Genomic DNA, 21,594 nt, shown 5'->3' on the forward strand with positions numbered 1-21,594 from the left:
CACGGCCTGGCTCGGCCAGCACCACCCACACCTGGTACGCCGCTACGAGCGGCTGTACGCCGAGGGCGCGTACGCCCCCAAGTGGTACCAGCGCCGGATCACCCGTCAGGTCCACGACCTGGCGCAGGAGTACGGCATCGGCCCCGCGCGCGCGGGCATGCCACGCCGGATTCCCGAGCCGGCGGAGCCGGTCGATCCACCGGTGACCGAACCGATCCAACTCTCGCTGATCTGAGAGGCCTTCCAAGAACGGTCCCGGAGCGAGCGTTCGAGCGCATCCGGCGGCCCAATCGGGTCAAGTATCGCCAGAACGCGTTCGTCCGGGCGCGCTTTCCGGGACGATGCGGCGGGGACCGTGGACTCGCGGTCCGCTTTCCCTCCGTCCTGGGAGGACTCATGAGAAAACGCGCAGCCGTACTGTGCGGTGCCGCCGTCGTCGTGGCCGGGACGGTCACCGCTCTCCCCGCCGACGCGAGCACCGCGCGCCCCGCGACCACCGTGCAGGCCGCGAAGCTCACCTGGAAGTCGTGCGCCACCACCAACTACCCGACGTTGCAGTGCTCGAGCGTCAAGGTGCCGCTCGACCACGCGAAGCCGCACGGCAAGCAGATCACGCTCGCCCTGTCCCGCGTCCCGCACACCGCGACGACGTACCAGGGCCCCCTGCTGGTCAACCCCGGCGGCCCCGGCGGCAGCGGGCTCACGCTCGCGGGCTTCGTCGCGTCCTCGCTGCCGAAGGCGGTGGCGTCCCAGTACGACGTCATCGGCTTCGACCCGCGCGGCGTCGGCAAGAGCACCCCCGCCCTCGACTGCAAGCCCGGTTACTTCAACCCGGTCCGCCCCGACTCGGTGCCGAGCACCCCCGCGCTGGAGAAGGCCAACCTCACGCGCGCGAAGTCCTTCGCGGCCGCCTGCGGCAAGAAGTACGCGAGCGTGCTGCCGTACATCAACACGATCAGTGCCGTGCGGGACATGGACTCGATCCGGGCGGCGCTCGGCGCGAAGAAGATCAACTACTTCGGCTACTCGTACGGCACCTACCTGGGCGCCGTGTACGCCAAGCTCTACCCGGAGCGCGTGCGCCGCCTGGTCCTGGACTCCATCGTCGATCCCACCGGTGTCTGGTACGACGACAACATCGGGCAGGACTACGCGTTCAACGACCGCCAGCAGGCGCTGATGGCGTGGATCGCGAAGTACGACTCGACGTACAAGCTCGGTACCGACCCGGCCAAGATTGAGGCCAAGTGGTACGCGATGCGGAAGGCGCTCGCCAAGAAGCCGGCCGGCGGCAAGGTGGGAGCCTCCGAACTGGAGGACACCTTCATCCCCGGCGGGTACTACAACGGCTACTGGCCCTATCTCGCCGAGGCGTTCGCCGCGTACGTGAACGACAAGAACGCCGATCCGCTGGTCGAGGCGTACGACAACTTCGCCGCGATCGACGCCTCCGGCGACAACGGGTACAGCATCTACACGTCGGTGCAGTGCCGTGACGCGTCCTGGCCGCGCGACTGGAACCAGTGGCGCAAGGACAACTGGGCGGTGTACGACAAGGCGCCGTTCATGGCCTGGAACAACGCCTGGTACAACGCGCCGTGCGCGTTCTGGCCGACGAAGTCCCAGCAGCCGATCAACATCGCCAACGGCAAGCTGCCGCCGACGCTGCTCTTCCAGGCGACGAACGACGCGGCGACCCCCTACGAGGGCGGGCTGACGGTCCACAACATGCTGGCCGGCTCCAGTTTCGTGGTGGAGCAGGGCGGCGGGAACCACGGCATCACGCTGAGCGGGAACGCCTGCCTGGACAAGTACCTGGCGACGTATCTGACCAACGGCAAGGTGCCCCGCAGCGGCGGCGAGATCGACGCGGTGTGCCAGAAGGTGCCCGATCCGGAACCGTTGACCACGGCGAAGGCGGCGACGAGCACGGCACACGGTTCGACGCTGCACGGCCTGCTGGGCTTCCGCGGCTGAGGCCGGCCAAGGACGGTTGAGTACGGCCTGACGGCCCGTCGGGGGCGGGAATCCTCGTTGTCAGACCCATGGTCCACGATGGACTCATGAGTGAGCTGACGAGGATTCCCGCCCCCGACGGCGTCGCGCCCGCGACGGCCTACACGCACGTCGTGCTCGGCACCGGTCGTTTCGTCGCGATCTCCGGCCAACTCGCGCTCGACGAGGACGGCAAGCTGGTCGGCGAGGGCGATGCGGCGGCCCAGGCCCGCCAGGTCTTCGAGAACCTCCGCCGCTGCCTGGCCTCGGCGGGCGCCACCTTCGACGACGTGGTCAAACTGACCTTCTTCGTCACGGACATGGCCCACATGCCGGCCATCCGCGCGGCCCGCGCCGCACACATACCCGACGACCGGCTCCCCGCCGCATCGGCCGTGCAGGTTGCCGGGCTGGTGCGACCGGAGTTCCTGATGGAGATCGAGGCATTCGCGGTGCTGGGCGAATAATTCGGAGGCCGTGTCGACAGGCGCATCCCTAGGGTGCGGCCATGAACGACGACGACCCCCTCGCGATCCGCATCCGCCCGATGACCCTCGCCGACTGCGACCGCGTCTCCGAGATCCGCGTCCTCGGCTGGCAGTTCGCGTACCGGGAGCTCATGCCGCAGTCCTTCCTGGACGCCCTCAGCGCTAAGGACGACGCCGAGCAACGCCGGGCCCGCTTCGAGCAGGGCGACGGCAGCGTGGTGAACCTGGTCGCCTCGCGGGGCGAGGAGATCGTCGGCTGGGCCGCGTTCGGGCCGTACAGGGACGGCGAAGTCCGCGCCGGGGACGTCGAGTTGTACGCCATCTACCTCGACCCGGAACACCTGGGCACCGGCGCAGGGCGGGCCCTGATGCAGGAGTCCCTACGGCAGTGCGCGGCCCTCGGCCACGACCGCGTCCTCCTCTGGGTCGTCCGGGGCAACGCCCGCGCCCGCCGCTTCTACGAGCGGGCGGGCTTCCGGGCGGACGGGGCGGAGGAGCCGTACGAGGTGGAGGGGGTGTCGGTGCCCGAGATCCGGTACGTCAGGGAGCTGACGGGTTGAGGGGGTGCTGAGCACTGAGCGGGGTGCCGAGCATTGAGGGGGGTGCTGAGCGTCAAGGAGGTGCCGAGCGGCTCACCGCTGCCGTGGGATCCGCCCCAGCGCGTGCACCGCCGCCTCCGCCAGCGCGGGATGCGCGAGTGCGTCGTTCAGTACGGGTCTGGCGCGGGGGTCGCCCAGTTCACCGAGGCCCTGCACGCAGGCGAGGGCCACGCGGCGGTACGGGTCATGGGGGCGCAGGCGTCGCTCCAGGGTGGTGATGAGAGCGGGGACGGACTCGGGGGCGCGCAGGTCGGCCAGGAGCCGGACGGGGTGCAGGGCGTAGGCGACCCGGAGTTCGTTGGTGGCGAGGGCGGCGGCCGCGCGGGCGGTGCGGGGGTCGTCGAGACGGGCCAGGGCGTACGCGGCGGAGGCGCAGCGCGGCGGCTCACGGTGGTTGAGGAACAGGACGAGTGACTCGAAGGCACGCCGGTCGCCCGCGATGCCGAGCCGGAACGCGGCCAACTCCCGGGCCCAGAGCGGTTGTCCGACGGCCGTGAGCACATCCGCCAGCTCGTCGAGGTCTCCGGTCGCCACCAGATGCTCGTACGGCACCGCCCCTCCCGACTCCTGCCGTAAGCGCTCCGTGAGTGATCGCAACTCTTCGTCCATGAAGCCGAGCCTATGGGGGTCGCGGGACAGACGGGACCTACATCACAAACTCCGGGGGCTGGCGCGCTCGTTACCCACCGGTTAAGCTCAGACGAGCGAGTTACCCACTCGCGTACCTCCTTACGGCGGCCTGGTGACGCAGCCGCCGTGAGTGCAGTCGGTTCGGTACCTCGTGTGCCGCAGTACGACACGGCTTGGGACAGGGCCGGTCGGAACTCTCTTCTCGCCGGGCGTGTGCGCTTGTTGCCCGGCTACACCCGCACTCCTTCTCGCACTCCGTGCGCCCCTCGGCGTACGGAGTGCGCTCCCAGTCGTCACCCTCATTCCAGGAGTCCCGCGATGGCAACTCCCCTGTCCGACGCCCCTCTGTCCCCCTTCAAGACCATTGCCGTCGTCGGTCTCGGCACGATGGGCACCGGTATCACCGAGGTCCTCGCCCGGGCCGGCCGCGAGGTCGTCGGCATCGACGTCAGCGAGGCCGCGACCGCGCACGCCGTCGCCGCCCTGGAGACCGCGACCGCCCGCGCCGTGCAGCGCGGCCGGCTGACCGAGCAGGAGCGCACCGACGCCCTGGCCCGGGTCCGTACCTCCACCGATCTGCGGGCCGCGGCCGACGCCGACCTGGTCATCGAGGTGGCCCCGGAGTCGTACGAGATCAAGCACCAGATCTTCCGTGAGCTGGACGGGATCGTGCGCCCCGAGACGATTCTCGCGACCGGCACGAACGCCCTGTCCGTCACCCGGCTCGCCGCCGACTCGGCACGGCCGGAGCGGGTGCTCGGGCTGCACTTCTTCAACCCGGCGCCCGCGATGAAGCTGGTCGAGGTCGTCTCCTCGGTGCTGACCGCGCCCACCGCCGTCGCCGCCGTCACCGACCTCGCGATCGAGCTGGGCAAGGAGCCGGTCGCGGTCGGCGACCGGCCCGGATTCGTCGCGGACGGCCTGCTGTTCGGCTACCTCAACCAGGCGGCCGCGATGTACGAGGCGAAGTACGCCTCCCGCGAGGACATCGACGCCGCGATGCGGCTCGGCTGCGGGCTCCCCATGGGCCCGCTGGCACTCCTCGACCTGATCGGCATCGACACCGCGCGCACGGTCCTGGAGGCGATGTACTCCGAGTCCCACGACCGTCTGCACGCCCCCGCGCCGATCCTGAAGCAGCTCAGCGAGGCGGGCCTGACCGGCCGCAAGACGGGCCGCGGCTTCTACTCCTACGAGGCCGAGGGCAGCGCCACGGTCGTGCGGGACGCGCTGACCCCGCCGGAGGGCGCACAGCTCACCCCTGGTCGTACCGTGCGCTCCGTCGGTGTCGCCGGCTCCGGGACCATGGCGTCCGGTATCGCCGAAGTCTTCGCCAAGGCCGGGTACGACGTGGTTCTCGCAGCCCGCAGTGAGGAGAAGGCGCAGTTCGCCAAGTCCCGTATCGGCAAGTCGCTTTCGCGCTCTGTCGACCGGGGGCGGATGACCGCCGAGGCCGCCGCGCAGACCCTGGAGCGGATCACTCCGGCGGGCTCGTACGACGCGTTCGCCGACGTCGATCTGGCCGTCGAGGCGGTCGCCGAGGACCTGGAGATCAAGCAGCAGCTGTTCGCGACGCTGGACAAGGTCTGCAAGCCGGGCGCGGTCCTGGCCACCACGACCTCGTCGCTGCCGGTCGTCGCGTGCGCCCGCGCCACCTCGCGTCCGCAGGACGTGATCGGCATGCACTTCTTCAACCCGGCGCCCGCGATGAAGCTGGTCGAGGTCGTCCGTACAGTGTTGACGGATGTTGACGTCCACTCAACAGTGCATGAGGTCTGCATCAAGATCAAGAAGCATGCCGTTGACTGTGGCGACCGAGCCGGCTTCATCGTCAATGCACTGCTTTTCCCGTACCTCAACAACGCGATCAAGATGGTGCAGGAGCACTATGCATCTCTTGACGACATTGACGCCGCGATGAAGCTGGGCGGCGGCTACCCGATGGGCCCCTTCGAGCTGTTGGACGTCGTCGGGCTGGACGTCTCCCTGGCGATCGAGAAGGTCCTGCACCGCGAATTCCGCGACCCGGGCCTGGCTCCGGCACCGCTTCTGGAGCACCTGGTGGCCGCGGGCTGCCTCGGCCGCAAGACGGGCCGCGGCTTCCGCGAATATGCCCGCCGCTGAGGGTTCCGACGACCGGGTCGGCGTCGACGGCGACTGGGGCGGGCTGCTCGGACCCACCGGAGGACCCCTGCCCGCGGCGGGCGGGGGAAACCTCCGACGTGCACGCCAAGCTGCGCACATGCAGTACGTTCGGGTCATGCCCCAGCCCGCCAAGCCCTCACGTACACCAGCCACGCCCGACGCACCGGAGAGTGCCGCGGGCAGCCGTGCCGCCGCCCAGCGTCTCAAGATGCGGCGCGAGCTGGCGGCGGCCGCGATGGAGCTGTTCGCGACCAAGGGGTACGAGGCGACCACCGTCGACGAGATCGCGGCCGCGGCCGGGGTCGCGCGCCGGACGTTCTTCCGGCACTTCCGTTCCAAGGAAGAGGCGATCTTCCCGGACCACGACGACACGTTGATCCGGGCCGAGGCGGTACTCAATGCCGCCCCCGCGCACGAGCACCCGCTCGACACGGTGTGCCGGGGCATCAAGGAAGTCATGCGCATGTACGCGGCGCGGCCGGAGATCTCGGTCGCCCGCTACAAGCTGACGCGCGAGGTGCCCACCCTGCGCGAGGCCGAGATCGCGTCGGTGGCGCGCTACGAGCGGCTGTTCACGCGCTATCTCCTGGGCCACTTCGACGAGCACGCGCACGACGACGACGCCAACGACGACCCGCTGCTCGCCGAGGTCGCCGCCTCGGCCGTGGTCACCGCCCACAACCACGTGCTGCGGCGCTGGCTGCGGGCCGGCGGCCAGGGCGACGTCGAGGCCCAGCTCGACCACGCCTTCGGGATCGTACGGAAGACGTTCGGCAGCGGCATCGGCGCCGGCCGCACCGCCGCCCCGAAGCCGGCCACGGCGATGGTGCACCAGCAGGGCGAGGTCCTGGTGACGGTCGCGCGCACCGACGCCCCGCTGGACGAGGTCATGCGGACCATCGAAGAGGCACTGCGGGACCGCTGACCTGCCCCGCACTGTGTGATGACGGCCACCCCACGGGGTGGCCGTTTTGGCATGTCAGGGCCCCTTTTCACGTACCTTTCCGACCCCGTTCGATCGATCATCGCTCATTTGTTACGTAAAGATTTCACCTGAGAGCGATTCATGGCACTCGGTGCCTTGCGGGGTGACACGCAGTGTCATACGTTGAAGATGTCCGGGCGGCCGGCGTGCAGAGACCTTTCGTACGTCGGCTGTCCCCGCAACCCACCACTGGGCTGCGCGCCCGGACGCCTGCGTCACAGGCAACCTCCCGCGCCACAAAGCGCTGCCGAAGCTCCACCCGCCGAACCGACGGCACGTCTCACCCACCCTCAGCAGCAGCACCGACGTAACCCTCAGCGCCCCTCCCTCAAGGGGCTCTTCGCCGGAGGCAACACCGTGACCGTGAAGGACATCCTCGCCGCGATCCAGTCGCCGGACTCGACTCCGGCCGACTTCGCCGCCCTGCCGCTCCCCGAGTCGTACCGCGCGATCACCGTGCACAAGGACGAGACGGACATGTTCGCGGGCCTCACCACCCGCGACAAGGACCCCCGCAAGTCGATCCACCTGGACGACGTACCGGTGCCCGAACTGGGCCCGGGCGAGGCCCTGGTGGCCGTGATGGCCTCCTCGGTCAACTACAACTCCGTGTGGACCTCGATCTTCGAGCCGCTGTCCACGTTCGGCTTCCTGGAGCGCTACGGCAAGCTCAGCGAGCTGACCAAGCGGCACGACCTGCCCTACCACATCATCGGTTCCGACCTCGCGGGCGTCGTCCTGCGCACCGGCCCCGGCGTCAACGCCTGGAAGCCCGGCGACGAGGTCGTCGCGCACTGCCTGAGCGTGGAGTTGGAGTCGAGCGACGGCCACAACGACACGATGCTCGACCCGGAGCAGCGCATCTGGGGCTTCGAGACCAACTTCGGCGGACTCGCCGAGATCGCGCTCGTCAAGTCCAACCAGCTGATGCCCAAGCCGGACCACCTGTCGTGGGAGGAGGCCGCCGCCCCGGGCCTGGTGAACTCCACCGCCTACCGGCAGTTGGTCTCCCGCAACGGCGCCGGCATGAAGCAGGGCGACAACGTCCTGATCTGGGGCGCGAGCGGCGGACTCGGCTCGTACGCCACGCAGTTCGCGCTCGCGGGCGGCGCCAACCCCATCTGTGTGGTGAGCAGCCCTCAAAAGGCCGACATCTGCCGGGCAATGGGCGCCGAGGCGATCATCGACCGCAACGCCGAGGACTACAAGTTCTGGGCGGACGAGCACCACCAGGACCCGCGCGAGTGGAAGCGGTTCGGCAAGCGCATCCGTGAACTCACCGGCGGCGAGGACGTGGACATCGTCTTCGAGCACCCCGGTCGCGAGACCTTCGGCGCAAGCGTTTACGTCACCCGCAAGGGCGGCACGATCGTCACCTGCGCGTCGACCTCCGGGTACAACCACGAGTACGACAACCGCTACCTGTGGATGTCCCTGAAGAAGATCATCGGCTCGCACTTCGCCAACTACCGCGAGGCCTGGGAGGCCAACCGGCTGGTCGCCAAGGGCAAGATCCACCCGACGCTCTCCAAGGTGTACTCCCTGGAGGAGACCGGGCAGGCTGCCTACGACGTCCACCGCAACCTCCACCAGGGCAAGGTCGGCGTCCTGTGCCTCGCCCCCGAGGAGGGCCTCGGTGTGCGCGACGAGGAGAAGCGCGCCCAGCACATCGACGCGATCAACCGCTTCCGGAACATCTGAAGGCCGAGGTCCCGTAGATGACTGAGCGTCAGAAAGACCGGCCGTGGCTGATGCGCACGTACGCCGGTCACTCCACGGCAGAGGCGTCCAACGAGCTGTACCGGCGCAACCTCGCCAAGGGCCAGACCGGTCTGTCGGTCGCGTTCGACCTGCCGACGCAGACCGGCTACGACTCCGACCACATCCTCGCCCGCGGCGAGGTCGGCCGGGTCGGTGTGCCGATCGCGCACCTGGGTGACATGCGCCGGCTGTTCCAGGACATCCCCCTGGACCAGATGAACACCTCGATGACGATCAACGCCACCGCCATGTGGCTGCTGGCGCTCTATCAGGTCGTCGCCGAGGAGCAGGGCGTCGACATCACCCAGCTCCAGGGGACGACCCAGAACGACATCGTCAAGGAGTACCTGTCGCGGGGCACGCACGTGTTCCCGCCGGTGCCCTCGCTCCGGCTGACGACCGACATGATCTGCTACACGGTCAACCACATCCCCAAGTGGAACCCGATCAACATCTGCAGCTACCACCTCCAGGAGGCCGGAGCCACGCCGGTCCAGGAGATCGCGTACGCGATGTCCACCGCGATCGCCGTCCTGGACGCGGTGTTCGCGTCCGGCCAGATTCCCGAGGACCGCAGGGGCGATGTCGTCGCCCGCATCTCCTTCTTCGTGAACGCGGGTGTCCGCTTCATCGAGGAGATGTGCAAGATGCGCGCCTTCGGCCGCATCTGGGACGAGATCACGCGCGAGCGCTACGGCATCGAGGACCCGAAGCAGCGCCGGTTCCGCTACGGCGTCCAGGTCAACTCCCTGGGCCTGACGGAGGCGCAGCCGGAGAACAACGTCCAGCGGATCGTCCTGGAGATGCTGGCCGTGACGCTGTCGAAGGACGCACGCGCGCGTGCCGTGCAACTCCCGGCCTGGAACGAGGCGTTGGGGCTCCCCCGCCCCTGGGACCAGCAGTGGTCGCTGCGCATGCAACAGGTGCTGGCGTACGAGAGCGACCTGCTGGAGTACGCGGACATCTTCGAGGGCTCGCACGTCATCGAGGCGAAGGTGGCCTCCCTGGTCGAGGAGTCCCTCGCCGAGATGGACCGTATCGACGAGATGGGCGGCGCGATGGCCGCCGTCGAGTCCGGATATCTCAAGTCGCAGCTCGTGTCCTCGCACGCGGAGCGGCGGGCCCGTATTGAGTCCGGTCAAGAGAAGATCGTCGGCGTCAACATCTTCAACACGACCGAGCCCAATCCACTCACCGCCGACCTCGACACCGCGATCCAGACGGTCGACCCGGCCGTCGAGGCCCGTGTCATCGAGTCGTTGCAGCACTGGCGGGACACGCGCTACCAGCCGCCGTTCAACCACCCGCGCCCGTGCAAGGCGCTGGAGCGGCTGAAGGAGGCCGCCAAGGGCACCGACAACCTCATGGAGGCCACCCTGGAGTGCGCCCGCGCCGGTGTCACGACCGGCGAGTGGGCCGGGGCCCTGCGGGAGGTGTTCGGCGAGTTCCGGGCGCCCACGGGCGTCTCGTCGGCGCCGGTGGCGGTGCCCGCCGAAGAGGGCTCGGCGATGGCCGGGGTGCGCCGCAAGGTGGATGTGACGGCGCGGGAGATGGGCGTCGGCAAACTGCGCTTCCTAGTCGGCAAGCCGGGTCTGGACGGGCACTCCAACGGCGCCGAGCAGATCGCCGTACGCGCGCGTGACGCCGGCTTCGAGGTGGTGTACCAGGGCATCCGGCTCACCCCGGAGCAGATCGTGGACGCGGCCCTCGCGGAGGACGTCCACGCGGTCGGCCTGTCCATCCTGTCCGGCTCGCACGCCCAGTTGGTGCCCGACGTCCTCGAACGGCTCCGTGTGGCCGGTGCCACAGACATACCTGTCATCGCCGGTGGGATCATCCCCAATGGTGACGCCGAACAGCTGCGGGCCGCCGGAGTCGCGGCGGTCTTCACGCCGAAGGACTTCGACATCACCGGAATCATCGGCCGCATCGTCGACGAGATCCGGAAAGCGAACAAGCTCGACCCCCTGCTCGACCCCTTGGAGGTCCCCGCATGACCACGCCCGCCCCCGTCAACCGGCTTCGCCCGCGGCGCTCCTGTCTCGCGGTCCCCGGGAGCAATCCGCGCTTCCTGGAGAAGGCGCAGGGCCTCCCGGCCGACCAGGTCTTCCTGGATCTGGAGGACGCGTGCGCGCCGCTCGCCAAGCCCGAGGCGCGGCACACCATCGTCAAGTTCCTCAACGAGGGCGACTGGACGGGCAAGACGCGGGTCGTGCGCGTCAACGACTGGACGACCGAGTGGACGTACCGCGACGTCGTCACGGTCGTCGAGGGGGCGGGCCAGAACCTCGACTGCATCATGCTGCCGAAGGTGCAGGACGCCCAGCAGGTCGTAGCCCTGGATCTGCTGTTGACGCAGATCGAGAAGACCATGGGCTTCGAGCTCGGCAAGATCGGTATTGAGGCGCAGATCGAGAACGCGCAGGGACTCAACAACGTCAATGCGATCGCTCAAGCCAGTCAACGTGTCGAGACGATCATCTTCGGTCCGGCCGACTTCATGGCGTCGATCAACATGAAGTCGTTGGTCGTGGGCGAACAGCCGCCCGGGTACCCGGCGGACGCCTACCACTACATCCTGATGAAGATCCTGATGGCCGCCCGCGCCAACAACCTCCAGGCGATCGACGGCCCTTACCTCCAGATCCGCAACATCGACGGCTACCGCGCGGTCGCCCAGCGGGCCGCCGCGCTCGGCTTCGACGGCAAGTGGGTGCTGCACCCGGGCCAGGTCGAGGCGTCCAACGAGATCTTCTCGCCGTCCCAGGAGGACTTCGACCACGCCGAGTTGATCCTGGACGCGTACGACTTCTACACGTCCGAGGCGGGCGGCAAGAAGGGCTCCGCGATGCTCGGCGACGAGATGATCGACGAGGCCAGCCGCAAGATGGCGCTCGTCATCTCGGGCAAGGGCCGGGCCGCCGGCATGGAGCGCACGTCCAAGTTCGAAGCCCCGGAGGCCTGAGCACCATGCAGTTCGGACGCACCTACGAGGAGTTCGAGGTCGGCGCGGTCTACAAGCACTGGCCCGGGAAGACCGTCACGGAGTACGACGACCACCTCTTCTGTCTCCTGACGATGAACCACCACCCGCTCCACATGGACGCCAACTACGCCGAGAACACGACGGACTTCGGCAAGAACGTGGTGGTCGGCAACTACATCTACTCGCTGCTGCTGGGCATGTCGGTGCCGGACGTGTCGGGCAAGGCGATCGCCAACCTGGAGGTCGAGTCGCTGAAGCACGTGGCGCCGACCTTCCACGGGGACACGATCTACGGCGAGACGACGGTCCTCGACAAGACGCCCTCGAAGTCGAAGAACGACCGCGGGATCGTGTACGTCGAGACCAAGGGCTATAAGCAGGACGGCACGCTGGTCTGCGTGTTCCGCCGCAAGGTGATGGTGCCGACCGAGACGTACATCAAGGAGCGCGGCGGCGAGCAGCCCGGCCGCCCCCAGCTCAAGGAGCAGGAGAAGTAGCCATGGCGCGACTCGCCCAGACCGCCGGTCTCACCGACATCCAGCGGGAAATCCTGTCCACCGTCCGCGACTTCGTGGACAAGGAGATCCTCCCGGTCGCCACCGAGCTGGAGCACCGCGACGAGTATCCGCAGCAGATCGTCGACGGGCTCAAGGAGTTGGGCCTCTTCGGCCTGATGATCCCGGAGGAGTACGGCGGCCTGGGCGAGTCCCTGTTGACGTACGCCCTGTGCGTGGAGGAGATCGCGCGCGGGTGGATGTCGGTGTCCGGCATCATCAACACCCACTTCATCGTGGCCTACATGCTCAAGCAGCACGGCACGCAGGAGCAGAAGGACCACTTCCTGCCGCGGATGGCGGCCGGCGACATCAGGGGCGCGTTCTCCATGTCGGAACCGGGGTTGGGCTCCGACGTCTCGGCCATCACGTCCAAGGCGGTCAAGGACGGCGACGAATACGTCCTGACCGGCCAGAAGATGTGGCTGACGAACGGCGGAACGTCCTCACTCGTGGCCGTCCTCGTGCGAAGTGACGAAGGCCACCCGGAGGGCACCGCGCCCCACAAGTCGATGACGACCTTCCTGATCGAGAAGGAGCCCGGCTTCGGTGAGGTCCGGCCCGGTCTCACCATCCCCGGGAAGATCGACAAGATGGGCTACAAGGGCGTCGACACCACCGAGTTGATCATGGACGGCCTGCGGATTCCGGCCGACCGGGTGCTCGGTGGCGAGACCGGCCGAGGTTTTTACCAAATGATGGACGGAGTCGAGGTCGGCCGCGTGAATGTGGCTGCGCGTGGCTGCGGCGTCGCTCAGCGTGCCTTCGAGCTGGGCGTCTCGTACGCGCAGCAGCGTCACACGTTCGGGAAGCCCATCGCCCAGCACCAGGCGATCCAGTTCAAGCTGGCGGAGATGGCCACCAAGGTCGAGGCCGCCCATGCGATGATGGTGAATGCGGCACGCAAAAAGGACTCCGGCGAACGAAACGACCTTGAGGCAGGGATGGCGAAGTACCTCGCCTCCGAGTACTGCAAGGAGGTCGTCGAGGACGCCTTCCGGATCCACGGCGGGTACGGATTCTCCAAGGAGTACGAGATCGAACGCCTTTACCGCGAGGCGCCGATGCTGTTGATCGGCGAAGGTACCGCCGAAATCCAGAAAATGATCATCGGGCGCAGGTTGCTCGAAGAGTATCGATTCCAGGGCTGATTGTCCGTTTCGGGGTGTTTTCATCGAGAAGAAGATCACACCCCGTCAACGCTCTTCAGCCGCCGACTCGGCTTCCTGGCTTGCCCAGTTGTGGCCCGCGACCGGTACGATCCCGGGAAAGCCGCCGTCCCCCGTTACAGCGCGGCATCATCCGCTACGAAGGTCATCCATGCCCCACAGCCAAACCTCTGCACCACGCGACAGCCTGGCAGGCGTACGCCTCGCGCGCGGAGCATCGCCGTGGCTCCTGCCGACCGTCGCCACCGCAGCCCTCAGCCTGGTACGTGCGCGCAAGTCCGGCGCCGCCAAGGCCGTGGCCGTACCCGCCACCGCGCTCGCGGCGGGCATGCTGTGGTTCTTCCGCGACCCCGAGCGCGAGATCACCCGGGGCCGGGTCATCTCGCCCGCCGACGGTGTGGTGCAGAGCATCATGCCGTGGAAGGACGGTCGCACCCGCGTCGCCATCTTCATGAGCCCGCTGAACGTCCACGTCAACCGCGCGCCGCTCTCCGGCACGGTGACTTCGGTCGAGCACATCCCGGGCGGTTTCGTTCCCGCGTTCAACAAGGAGAGCGAGAACAACGAGCGGGTCGTCTGGCACTTCGACACCGAGCTCGGTGACATCGAGATGATCCAGATCGCCGGCGCCGTCGCCCGCCGCATCGTCCCCTACGTCCCGCAGGGCACGAAGGTCGAGCAGGGCGAGCGCATCGGTCTGATCCGCTTCGGTTCACGCGTCGACATCTACCTCCCCGAGGGTGTCGAGGTGGACGTGGAGGTCGGCCAGAAGACCGTGGCTGGGGTGACTCGCATTGACCGTGGTTGATCCGGAGACACAGGCGGGCTGGGTGCCCGAGGCCGACGAGGTGGACGACGAGGAGGAGATGCCTCTTTCTCTCCGCCTCTCAATAGCGGACACCCTCACCCTCGGCAACGCCACCTGCGGCTTCATGGCGGTGTACTTCACCACCACCGGCATCCTGATCCCGCACCTGACGGGCAACGACGAGTCGACCGGCATGGCCCGCCACAGCGCGGCCACCGCGGTCATCCTGATGCTGTGCGCGGCGGTCTTCGACCTCTTCGACGGCCTCGTCGCCCGCAAGCTGCGCTCGTCCCCCATGGGCGCGGAGCTGGACAACCTGTCGGACCTGATCAGCTTCGGCCTCGCGCCGGCGTACTTCGTCCTCGTCTACGGCATGGTCGCCGACGACGCGCACCAGAGAGTGGCCGCGGTCGGAGCGATCGTGGTGCTGCTGGCCGTGGTGCTGAGACTCGCGCGCTTCTCGTGCGTGACGCCGCCGAACGGCATGTTCCAGGGCATGCCCTCCCCGTTCGGTGCGCTGACGGTGGTCTCGATCGTGCTGCTCGAACTGCCCTTCGTGGCAACGCTGCTCGCGATCCTGGGCACCGCCTGGCTGATGGTGAGCCGGGTCGAGTACCCGAAGCCGCGCGGTCGCCTCGCGGTCGCGATGCTCGCCTGGATCGTCCTGTCGATGGGCCTGTTGGCATCCTGGGCGTTCGATGCCCCGGGCGGTCAACTGCTCCTCCAGACGGGCTGCGCGCTCCAGTTGGTCATGGGCGCGGTGATCCCGCTGTTCGCGACGGCTCGCAGGGTGAACAACTTCCGCGGCAACCGGCGTGAGGCGCGAGCCGCACAGCTTCCGTAGCGGTCGTAGCAGACGAAACGAAGGGCCCCGAGCCACTTGGCTCGGGGCCCTTCGACGTTCCTTGGGCGGGACTCAGACCAGGAAGAGCTGAGGCTCAGACCAGGAAGTCCCGCGCGATGTTCTCCGCCACCCGCTCCAGGATGGGTCCCGCGTCCGCGATGCACTTCACCACGTCAGGTTCGACCGACGTGAGGGGGTAGGCGCGGCGGATGCCGGCGTGGCCGAGGGCCTGTGGGGGCAGGGCGAGGCGGCCGCAGACGGCGACGACCTCCTTGCCCTCCGCGCGGGCCGCCGCGGCGACGCCCGCCGGGGCCTTGCCGTGCAGGGTCTGTTCGTCGAGGGAGCCCTCGCCGGTGATGACGAGGGTCGCGCCCTCCAGGGCGGCGGCGAAGCCGAGGACGTCGAGCATGACCTCGATGCCGGGGCGGAAGCGCGCGCCGAGGAGGAGGGCGCCGTAGCCGATGCCGCCGGCGGCGCCTGCGCCGGGTGCGGAGGCGGACTCGGCGGCCCTGGGGCCGATCGCCTCCTCCAGGACCTTCGTGTAGTGCCCGAGGGCCGCGTCGAGGGCGTCCACGTCGTCCGGTGTGGCGCCTTTCTGGGGGCCGTAGACCGCGGGGGCGCCCTTGGGGCCGGTGAGGGGGTTGTCGACGTCGCTGGCGAGGACGAGGGCGACGGAGGCGAGTCGTGGGTCGAGTCCGGAGAGGTCGGCCGAGGCGAGGTCGGTCAGGCCACCGCCGCCCGGGGACACCGGTTCGCCCTCCGCGTCCAGGAAGCGGGCGCCGAGCGCGGAGAGCATGCCGGCGCCGCCGTCGGTCGTGGCGCTGCCGCCGACCCCGAACACGATCGTCCGGGCGCCCGCGTCCAGGGCGGCCCGCAGCAGTTCGCCGGAGCCGTACGTCGAGGAGGTGAGAGGAGCGAAGACGCCCTTGGGAAGGCGTTGCAGTCCGCTCGCCTCGGCCATCTCCACCACGGCCGTGTCGCCGCGCACCGCGAAAGCGGCGGTGACCTCGTGGCCGAGGGGCCCGGCGACCCGTATCTCCCGTCGCTCGAACCCGGCCGCGACGGCCGCGTCCACCGTGCCGTCGCCGCCGTCGGCGACCGGCATCGCCGCGACGTCCAGATCGGGTACGACCGTGCGCAGCCCGGCCGTCACCCGCTCGGCGACCTGCACGGCCGTCAGCGACCCCTTGAACTTGTCCGCGGCGATGAGCACCCTGTGGGTGCCCCTCTGTGCAGCGTCCGCCACCTTGCGTTCCCCTTGCTCTACGGGCCCCACACACTTCAGGGCCAGTCGCGCCGCTGCGACCTTAACCGGAGGACGCCCGCGCCGTCATGCTCCGACCGAACCCTGGGACCGGCCTACGAGTGCCCTGTGCGGACCGGTCGAACCCCGCGCGGTCACCCCCCGAATCGGGTAGACCGGTCCTATGACCCCTGTGGGCAGTGAGCCAGTGCTCGCGGACCGCATCCTCGGGGGCTGGCTGGGCCGGATCGCGGGCAACATGCTCGGCAAGCCGGTCGAGCAGGGCGACCTGTGGACGCGCGACCGCATCGACCGCTATCTCCGGCGGGCCGGCGCCCTGCCGCTGACCGACTACCTGCCCGAGCCGGCCGACGAGAACGAGGGCGTCGCGCTGCGCCCCGAGTGGCAGCGGTGCGTGCGCGGCCGGATCCACGGCAGCTGCCGTGACGACGACATCGACTACGCCGTCCTCGGCCTCGACCTGCTGGAGACCCACGGCTTCGGCTTCAGCACCGAGCAGGTCGGGGAACTGTGGCTGCGGAGACTGCCGTATCTGCAGACGTTCACGGCCGAGCGCGCCACCTACCGCAACCTCGCCAACGGCCTCAAGCCGCCGCTGACGGCGACGCACGACAACCCGTACCAGGAGTGGATCGGCGCCCTGATCCGCGCCGACATCCACGGCTGGACCAGCCCGGGCTCCCCTCGCCGCGCGGCCCAACTGGCGCGCAGGGACGCGGTGTTGTCGCATACCGGGAACGGTGTCTACGGCTCGATGTGGGCCGCCGCTCTCATCTCGGCGGCGTTCACCGCGCCCACCGTGCGGCACGCGCTCGACACGGCGCTGACCGTGATCCCGCCGGGCTGCCGCCTCGCGCGCACCGTGCGCCGCGTGCTCACGCTGCACGAGACCCGGATGACCTGGGAGGACACGCTGACCACGGTGTCCGAGGAGACCGCGGGGCTCGGCTGGATCCACACGATCCCGAACGCGGCCGTCCTGACCGCCGGACTCCTGTACGGCGACGGGGACTTCACCCGCACCATCACGCTGACCGTGCGCGGCGGCCTGGACACCGACTCGAACGGCGCGACCGCCGGTTCGGTCGCCGGGGTGCTGACCGGCGCGGACGCGATCCCGGGGCAGTGGAAGGACCCGCTGGAGGACACGGTGCGCAGTGCGGTGTTCGGTTTCGACGGGGTGCGGATCAGTGAACTGGCGGCGCGGACAGTGCAGTTGGCGGAGGCCGCTGATACCTAGACGGCCCCCTGCGCGATGAGGCTCCGGGCGCAGTCGAGGACGGCTTCCCGGGCCGGGCGCGGTTCCCAGCCGAGGACGCGGCGCGCCTTCTCCGTGCTGTGGCGGTTGCGACGGCCGAGCGCGGGGGTGATCTCGCGCAGCGACGGGTCCCGGAAGCGCGCCGCGAGCCGGACCGCGAAGTCCGGGAGACGGCGCGTGGAGACGGTACGGCCGTGCTCGCCGAGGCCGTCGCGCAGGGTGCGCGCGATGTCCTCCATCCACACGAACTCCCCGGTGGCCAGGAAGCGTTGGCCCGCCGCGTCCGGTGACGTCATCGCCCGGATGTGGACGTCGACGAGGTCCCGGACGTCCACGACTTCGAGGCCGATGCGCGGGACGCCCGGCATCTTTCCGCTCACCATGCGCGCGATGATGCCGACGGAGCCCATGTTCGCGGTGGTGAGGACCGGTCCGAAGACGGCGCCGGGGAGCACGGTGGTCAGCTCGGTCGGACCGTCGTAGCCGCTCATGAAGTCCCAGGCGGCCCGCTCGGCGAGAGTCTTCGAGCGGCGGTACGGGATCAGGGTCGGGTCGTCCGGATCGGTCCACAGCGACTCGTCGGTGACACCTTCCGAGGCGTACGACGAGGGGCTCGCCGCGTTCGCCGCCGAGGTCATCACCACGCGTCGTACGCCCGCCTCCGTGGCCGCGCGCAGGACGCGCAGGGCGCCGTCGCGGGCCGCGGCGATCAGGGCGTCGGGGTCGTCGGAGGCGGCGCCGAGCGGGGAGGCGACGTGCAGGACGTGGTCGACGCCCTTGACCGCGGCGTCCCAGCCCTCGTCGGCGGTGAGGTCGGCGACGGCGAAGCTCAGCCGTCCGGCGGGGTCGACGACGGTCGCGACGGCGTCGGTGACCGCGCGCTCCTTGCCCGGGGCGCGGACGGTCGTACGGACGTCGTAGCCGCGGCGCAGCAGTTCGGCGACGCACCAGCCGGCGATGTAGCCGCTGCCTCCGGTGACCAGGACGAGTTCGGGCATGACGGTGCTCCCTGCGGTGTCGGGTGGGGATGTGCCAGAATGGAAGGCGAAACGGAGGCCCCTCCGGTACATCTCCCAACGTACCGGAGGGCCCTCCGCTTAGCAATCCGACACCAGACGGACGGCCCGCACCCGTGAACCCGAAACCGACCCGCCGCGACGCCCTCGACAACCGGGAGCGCATCCTGGCGACCGCCCGCGAGGCGATCGCCGCGTCGAGCGGTGCGTCGAATGGCGTGTCGAGTGGCGTGTCCCTCACCGCGATCGCCAAGCAGGCGGGCGTCGGCATCGGGACGCTCTACCGGCACTTCCCCACCCGGGAGGCGCTGATCCTGGAGCTGTACCGGCACGACATCCAGCACCTGATCGACCGCGCGCCCGTACTGCTGGCCGACCATCCGCCGCTCGTCGCGCTACGGCGCTGGTTCGACGAGGTCGCCCACTACGGGCGGCTCAAGTACGGCGTCGCCGAGGTCATCCACGCGGCGACCGACGGCGGGGCCGACGACGAGTACTTCGCGCCCTTCGTGGCCGCCATCGACGTACTCCTGAAGGCGGGGGCCGCCGACGGTTCGCTCAAGTCCGGGATCGATCCGGAGGACGTGCTGCTGCAGCTGAGCGTGCTGTGGCGGCTCGATCCGGCGCGGGGCGGGGAGGCGCGGGCCGGGCGGATCCTCGACCTCATCGTCGACGGGCTGCGGGCGACTCCGTGAGGGCCGTGTCGTCGACGGGCTCAGGGCACCTCCGTCAGGGCCAGGTCGTCGAATGCCTCCGCCGTCACCCCGAAGGCGCGCAGCACCAGCCGGTCCCGCAGCCCGTCCGGCAGGAACCGCAGCAGCGCGAGCGCGCGGCCGTCCCGGCCGGTGGTGGTGAGGGTCGCGGGGCGACGGGCGGTCAGCGCGCGGACGACGGCGTCGACGGCCGGGGCGACCGGGCCCAGCGGCTGGCGGGCGGCTGCGGCGCGTACGGCGTCCAGGGCGCGGGCGTAGTACCGCCGGGTCGCCGGCGAACCGGCCCAGCCCAGCTCCGAGCTCGCCTTGTCCGCCGTGGCGAAGATGGGGGTGTCCATGGCGCCGGGTTCGACGAGGGTGACCTTGACGCCCTGGTGGCGGAGTTCCGCGCGCAGGGCGTGGGTGAGCGCGGCGAGGGCGGCCTTGGAGGCGGCGATCGAGCCGAAGAAGGGCGGCGGGACACGGGCCGAGACGGCACCGATGTTCACGATCCGGCCGCCGGACGCCCGTAGCGCGGGCAGAAAGGCGCGGATCACGGTCGCCTGACCGATCACGTTGATCTCGAACTGGCGGCGCCAGGCCTCGGCGGGCGTCAGTTCGATCGGCCCCTGGCCCATGATCGCGGCACTGTTCACGAGCCCGTCCAGACGTGGGCCGACCTGCTCGGCCGCGGCGGCGACGGACTCCTCGTCGGTCAGTTCGAGGTGGACGGGGGTGAAGCCGGCGGCCTGCAGCGGTTCCGCGTCCGCGGGGCGGCGGTGGGCGGCGTACACGGTCCAGCCGTCGGCGTGCAGGCGGCGGGCGACGGCGGAACCCACGCCGCCGGTGGCGCCGGTGATGAGGACGGTGCGGGGTGAGGACGGGGACAGCTCAGCCACAAGGGCCGCCTTTCACAAGGGAGTTCGGATCACCGGAGACCTTGGGGTCCGGTGTCCCTCCCACCCTGCGCCGGGCCGCGGCCCGGTTGAAGAGTGCAGAATTTACTGGTGCCGCCGACACCACCACCAGAAGCCAAGGAACCGCCGGGAGCCAAGGACCATGGCCGCCAGGCTGCCCTCGCCGCCTTCCTGCGGTCCCGCCGCGAGCGCGCCGACCCGGCGGAGACGGGGCTGCCACCGGGCGGCCGACGCCGCACACCGGGCCTGCGCCGCGAGGAGGTCTCGCTGCTGTCCGGGGTGAGCCTCACCTGGTACACCTGGCTGGAACAGGGCCGCGACATCAACGTCTCCCCGCAGATCCTGCTCGCCCTGACCCGCGCGCTGCAGTTGGACGACGTCGAACGCGCCCACCTGTTCCGGCTGGCGGGCCGGGAGGCACCCGAACCGGCCGAGCGATCGCTCCAAGTACCGGACGCGATAAGGGCGTTCCTGGACACGCTGATGCCGAACCCGGCCTTCGTCATCGACCGCTGCTTCGACGTCCTGGCCTGGAACCGGGCCCAGGAGGCCATCCTCGGTCCCGCCCTCCTCGACCGGCCGCGCCGCGAACTCAACAGCGCCTGGCTGCTGTTCAGGGAACCCGGCATCCGTGCGCTGATGCCGGAGTGGGAGGCGGAGACGGAGTGGATGGCGGGCCTGCTGCGTCAACAGGCGGCGTACGAACTGGACAACCCGCGCTTCACCGAGCTGATCGACGAACTCACCTCCACCAGCCCGCACTTCGCCCGCCTGTGGGAGGCGCACGAGGTGGTGGAGTTCCGTTCCTCCCTGCGCCGCTACCACCACCCCCGCGCGGGTGACATCGAGGTGTCGTTCGTACGGCTCGCGGTGCAGGAAGCGCCCTGGCTGAGCCTGATCTGTCACTTCCCGGAGCCGGGCAGCGAGTCGGAGAGGCGGCTGCGCGGGCTGGTTACCCTTCCTGAATGACCACCAAGCCAGACTACGCAACGTACCTCGCGAGCCTCCCCCGGATTCTCGCCGGGGCCGCCGCCCTCTTCCGTGACACCGAGGGCCGCGTCCTGCTCGTCGAGCCCAACTACCGTGAGGGCTGGGCCCTTCCGGGCGGCACGATCGAGTCGGACGACGGCGAGACACCACGCCAGGGCGCACGCCGCGAGACCCTGGAGGAGATCGGTCTCGACATCGAACTCGGCCGCCTGCTCGCCGTCGACTGGGTCCACCGGGCGGGCCGCCAGCCGCTGGTTGCCTACCTTTACGACGGCGGCCTCCTCACCCCGAACGACCTCAAGTCGATCCAGCTCCAGGAGGAGGAACTGCTGTCGTGGCGCCTCGTACCCCGCGAGGAACTCACGGAGTATCTGCCGGGTTCGCTGGGACTTCGGGTGCTGGTGGCGCTCGATGTGCTGGAGGAGGGGGCGGGGACGGCGGAGTTGGAGAACGGGAAGCGGGTTGGGTGAGGCGGGGTGGGGCGCCGGGGTTG

At 69.6% G+C, this 21,594-nt stretch carries 20 protein-coding genes and 1 pseudogene; 17 read left to right on the forward strand and 4 right to left on the reverse strand.

Going from position 1 to position 21,594, the window contains the following annotated elements; genetic code table 11:
* From OO70_RS49275 to OO70_RS49290, 4 genes and pseudogenes are all read left to right on the forward strand, one after another.
* Positions 1–235, forward strand: a pseudogene (locus OO70_RS49275) (Rv2578c family radical SAM protein); the annotation flags it as partial.
* Between the two features lie 161 nt (positions 236–396).
* Positions 397–1,977 carry an alpha/beta hydrolase gene (locus tag OO70_RS49280; protein ID WP_043687829.1) on the forward strand — a complete coding sequence of 527 codons (1,581 nt, stop codon included), beginning with the start codon at positions 397–399 and terminating at the stop codon, positions 1,975–1,977.
* 86 nt (positions 1,978–2,063) lie between these two features.
* Positions 2,064–2,462: a RidA family protein gene (locus tag OO70_RS49285; RefSeq protein WP_043687864.1), complete on the forward strand. Its 399-nt coding sequence runs from the start codon at positions 2,064–2,066 to the stop codon at positions 2,460–2,462.
* A 41-nt stretch (positions 2,463–2,503) separates the two neighbouring features.
* A complete protein-coding gene (locus tag OO70_RS49290; protein WP_043687832.1) occupies positions 2,504–3,043 on the forward strand; it encodes a GNAT family N-acetyltransferase in 540 nt (179 codons plus the stop codon).
* A 72-nt stretch (positions 3,044–3,115) separates the two neighbouring features.
* On the opposite strand, the gene OO70_RS49295 is transcribed toward OO70_RS49290, so the two are convergent.
* Positions 3,116–3,691, reverse strand: a complete 576-nt coding sequence (locus OO70_RS49295; protein ID WP_043687834.1) for an adenylosuccinate lyase — start codon at positions 3,689–3,691, stop codon at positions 3,116–3,118.
* Between the two features lie 339 nt (positions 3,692–4,030).
* Between OO70_RS49295 and OO70_RS49300 the strand changes: the two genes are divergently transcribed.
* The 9 genes from OO70_RS49300 to pssA all read left to right on the forward strand — a co-directional run bounded on the left by OO70_RS49300 (position 4,031) and on the right by pssA (position 14,964).
* Positions 4,031–5,836 carry a 3-hydroxyacyl-CoA dehydrogenase family protein gene (locus tag OO70_RS49300; protein ID WP_043687837.1) on the forward strand — a complete coding sequence of 602 codons (1,806 nt, stop codon included), beginning with the start codon at positions 4,031–4,033 and terminating at the stop codon, positions 5,834–5,836.
* 118 nt (positions 5,837–5,954) lie between these two features.
* Positions 5,955–6,782 (forward strand): TetR family transcriptional regulator, encoded by an 828-nt coding sequence (locus OO70_RS49305; protein ID WP_043687869.1) that lies wholly within the window; start codon positions 5,955–5,957, stop codon positions 6,780–6,782.
* A 423-nt stretch (positions 6,783–7,205) separates the two neighbouring features.
* Positions 7,206–8,543, forward strand: coding sequence for a crotonyl-CoA carboxylase/reductase (ccrA, locus tag OO70_RS49310; protein ID WP_199827558.1), 1,338 nt, complete (start codon positions 7,206–7,208; stop codon positions 8,541–8,543).
* Between the two features lie 17 nt (positions 8,544–8,560).
* Positions 8,561–10,600 carry a protein meaA gene (locus OO70_RS49315; protein ID WP_043687842.1) on the forward strand — a complete coding sequence of 680 codons (2,040 nt, stop codon included), beginning with the start codon at positions 8,561–8,563 and terminating at the stop codon, positions 10,598–10,600.
* Positions 10,597–11,568 (forward strand): HpcH/HpaI aldolase/citrate lyase family protein, encoded by a 972-nt coding sequence (locus tag OO70_RS49320; protein WP_043687844.1) that lies wholly within the window; start codon positions 10,597–10,599, stop codon positions 11,566–11,568. The genes OO70_RS49315 and OO70_RS49320 overlap by 4 nt, the downstream gene beginning before the upstream one ends.
* A 5-nt stretch (positions 11,569–11,573) precedes the next feature.
* Positions 11,574–12,086 (forward strand): MaoC family dehydratase, encoded by a 513-nt coding sequence (locus OO70_RS49325; RefSeq protein ID WP_043687845.1) that lies wholly within the window; start codon positions 11,574–11,576, stop codon positions 12,084–12,086.
* 2 nt (positions 12,087–12,088) lie between these two features.
* A complete protein-coding gene (locus OO70_RS49330; RefSeq protein ID WP_043687848.1) occupies positions 12,089–13,294 on the forward strand; it encodes an acyl-CoA dehydrogenase family protein in 1,206 nt (401 codons plus the stop codon).
* 169 nt (positions 13,295–13,463) lie between these two features.
* Entirely contained in the window at positions 13,464–14,120 is a 657-nt protein-coding gene (locus tag OO70_RS49335; protein ID WP_043687851.1) for a phosphatidylserine decarboxylase, read from the forward strand.
* 22 nt (positions 14,121–14,142) lie between these two features.
* The gene (gene pssA / locus OO70_RS49340; RefSeq protein WP_019062931.1) at positions 14,143–14,964 is read left to right on the forward strand and encodes a CDP-diacylglycerol--serine O-phosphatidyltransferase; all 822 of its coding nucleotides are present in this window, start codon (positions 14,143–14,145) and stop codon (positions 14,962–14,964) included.
* 94 nt (positions 14,965–15,058) lie between these two features.
* On the opposite strand, the gene OO70_RS49345 is transcribed toward pssA, so the two are convergent.
* The gene (locus OO70_RS49345; protein ID WP_043687854.1) at positions 15,059–16,177 is read right to left on the reverse strand and encodes a glycerate kinase; all 1,119 of its coding nucleotides are present in this window, start codon (positions 16,175–16,177) and stop codon (positions 15,059–15,061) included.
* 214 nt (positions 16,178–16,391) lie between these two features.
* Here OO70_RS49345 and OO70_RS49350 point away from each other — a divergent pair, with 214 nt between their 5' ends.
* On the forward strand, positions 16,392–17,468 hold the full coding sequence (locus OO70_RS49350) for an ADP-ribosylglycohydrolase family protein (protein WP_043687857.1): 1,077 nt from the start codon (positions 16,392–16,394) through the stop codon (positions 17,466–17,468).
* Here the strand turns inward: OO70_RS49350 and OO70_RS49355 are convergent.
* Positions 17,465–18,484: an NAD-dependent epimerase/dehydratase family protein gene (locus OO70_RS49355; protein WP_043687859.1), complete on the reverse strand. Its 1,020-nt coding sequence runs from the start codon at positions 18,482–18,484 to the stop codon at positions 17,465–17,467. The two genes, OO70_RS49350 and OO70_RS49355, sit on opposite strands and share 4 nt — an antisense overlap.
* Before the next feature lie 134 nt (positions 18,485–18,618).
* Here OO70_RS49355 and OO70_RS49360 point away from each other — a divergent pair, with 134 nt between their 5' ends.
* Positions 18,619–19,197, forward strand: coding sequence for a TetR/AcrR family transcriptional regulator (locus OO70_RS49360; protein ID WP_043687861.1), 579 nt, complete (start codon positions 18,619–18,621; stop codon positions 19,195–19,197).
* Positions 19,198–19,217: 20 nt separating this feature from the next.
* Here the strand turns inward: OO70_RS49360 and OO70_RS49365 are convergent, their stop codons facing one another.
* Entirely contained in the window at positions 19,218–20,093 is an 876-nt protein-coding gene (locus OO70_RS49365; protein WP_051742466.1) for an SDR family NAD(P)-dependent oxidoreductase, read from the reverse strand.
* Positions 20,094–20,201: 108 nt separating this feature from the next.
* Here OO70_RS49365 and OO70_RS49370 point away from each other — a divergent pair, with 108 nt between their 5' ends.
* Together OO70_RS49370 and OO70_RS49375 are read left to right on the forward strand one after the other, a co-directional pair.
* Positions 20,202–21,080 carry a helix-turn-helix transcriptional regulator gene (locus tag OO70_RS49370; RefSeq protein ID WP_158711664.1) on the forward strand — a complete coding sequence of 293 codons (879 nt, stop codon included), beginning with the start codon at positions 20,202–20,204 and terminating at the stop codon, positions 21,078–21,080.
* Positions 21,077–21,571, forward strand: coding sequence for an NUDIX domain-containing protein (locus OO70_RS49375; RefSeq protein ID WP_043687862.1), 495 nt, complete (start codon positions 21,077–21,079; stop codon positions 21,569–21,571). The genes OO70_RS49370 and OO70_RS49375 overlap by 4 nt, the downstream gene beginning before the upstream one ends.
* Positions 21,572–21,594: the final 23 nt, after the last annotated feature.

Source organism: Streptomyces xylophagus (assembly GCF_000716435.1).
GTDB lineage: Bacteria > Actinomycetota > Actinomycetes > Streptomycetales > Streptomycetaceae > Streptomyces > Streptomyces xylophagus.

Coding starts and splice junctions, on each gene's coding strand:
- OO70_RS49300 (WP_043687837.1), top strand. CDS start 4,031: ATGGCAACTCCCCTGTCCGACGCCCCTCTGTCCCCCTTCAAGACCATT.
- OO70_RS49375 (WP_043687862.1), top strand. CDS start 21,077: ATGACCACCAAGCCAGACTACGCAACGTACCTCGCGAGCCTCCCCCGG.
- OO70_RS49285 (WP_043687864.1), top strand. CDS start 2,064: ATGAGTGAGCTGACGAGGATTCCCGCCCCCGACGGCGTCGCGCCCGCG.
- OO70_RS49305 (WP_043687869.1), top strand. CDS start 5,955: ATGCAGTACGTTCGGGTCATGCCCCAGCCCGCCAAGCCCTCACGTACA.
- OO70_RS49325 (WP_043687845.1), top strand. CDS start 11,574: ATGCAGTTCGGACGCACCTACGAGGAGTTCGAGGTCGGCGCGGTCTAC.
- OO70_RS49290 (WP_043687832.1), top strand. CDS start 2,504: ATGAACGACGACGACCCCCTCGCGATCCGCATCCGCCCGATGACCCTC.
- OO70_RS49350 (WP_043687857.1), top strand. CDS start 16,392: ATGACCCCTGTGGGCAGTGAGCCAGTGCTCGCGGACCGCATCCTCGGG.
- OO70_RS49280 (WP_043687829.1), top strand. CDS start 397: ATGAGAAAACGCGCAGCCGTACTGTGCGGTGCCGCCGTCGTCGTGGCC.
- OO70_RS49335 (WP_043687851.1), top strand. CDS start 13,464: ATGCCCCACAGCCAAACCTCTGCACCACGCGACAGCCTGGCAGGCGTA.
- OO70_RS49295 (WP_043687834.1), bottom strand. CDS start 3,691: ATGGACGAAGAGTTGCGATCACTCACGGAGCGCTTACGGCAGGAGTCG.
- OO70_RS49320 (WP_043687844.1), top strand. CDS start 10,597: ATGACCACGCCCGCCCCCGTCAACCGGCTTCGCCCGCGGCGCTCCTGT.
- OO70_RS49355 (WP_043687859.1), bottom strand. CDS start 18,484: ATGCCCGAACTCGTCCTGGTCACCGGAGGCAGCGGCTACATCGCCGGC.
- OO70_RS49330 (WP_043687848.1), top strand. CDS start 12,089: ATGGCGCGACTCGCCCAGACCGCCGGTCTCACCGACATCCAGCGGGAA.
- OO70_RS49315 (WP_043687842.1), top strand. CDS start 8,561: ATGACTGAGCGTCAGAAAGACCGGCCGTGGCTGATGCGCACGTACGCC.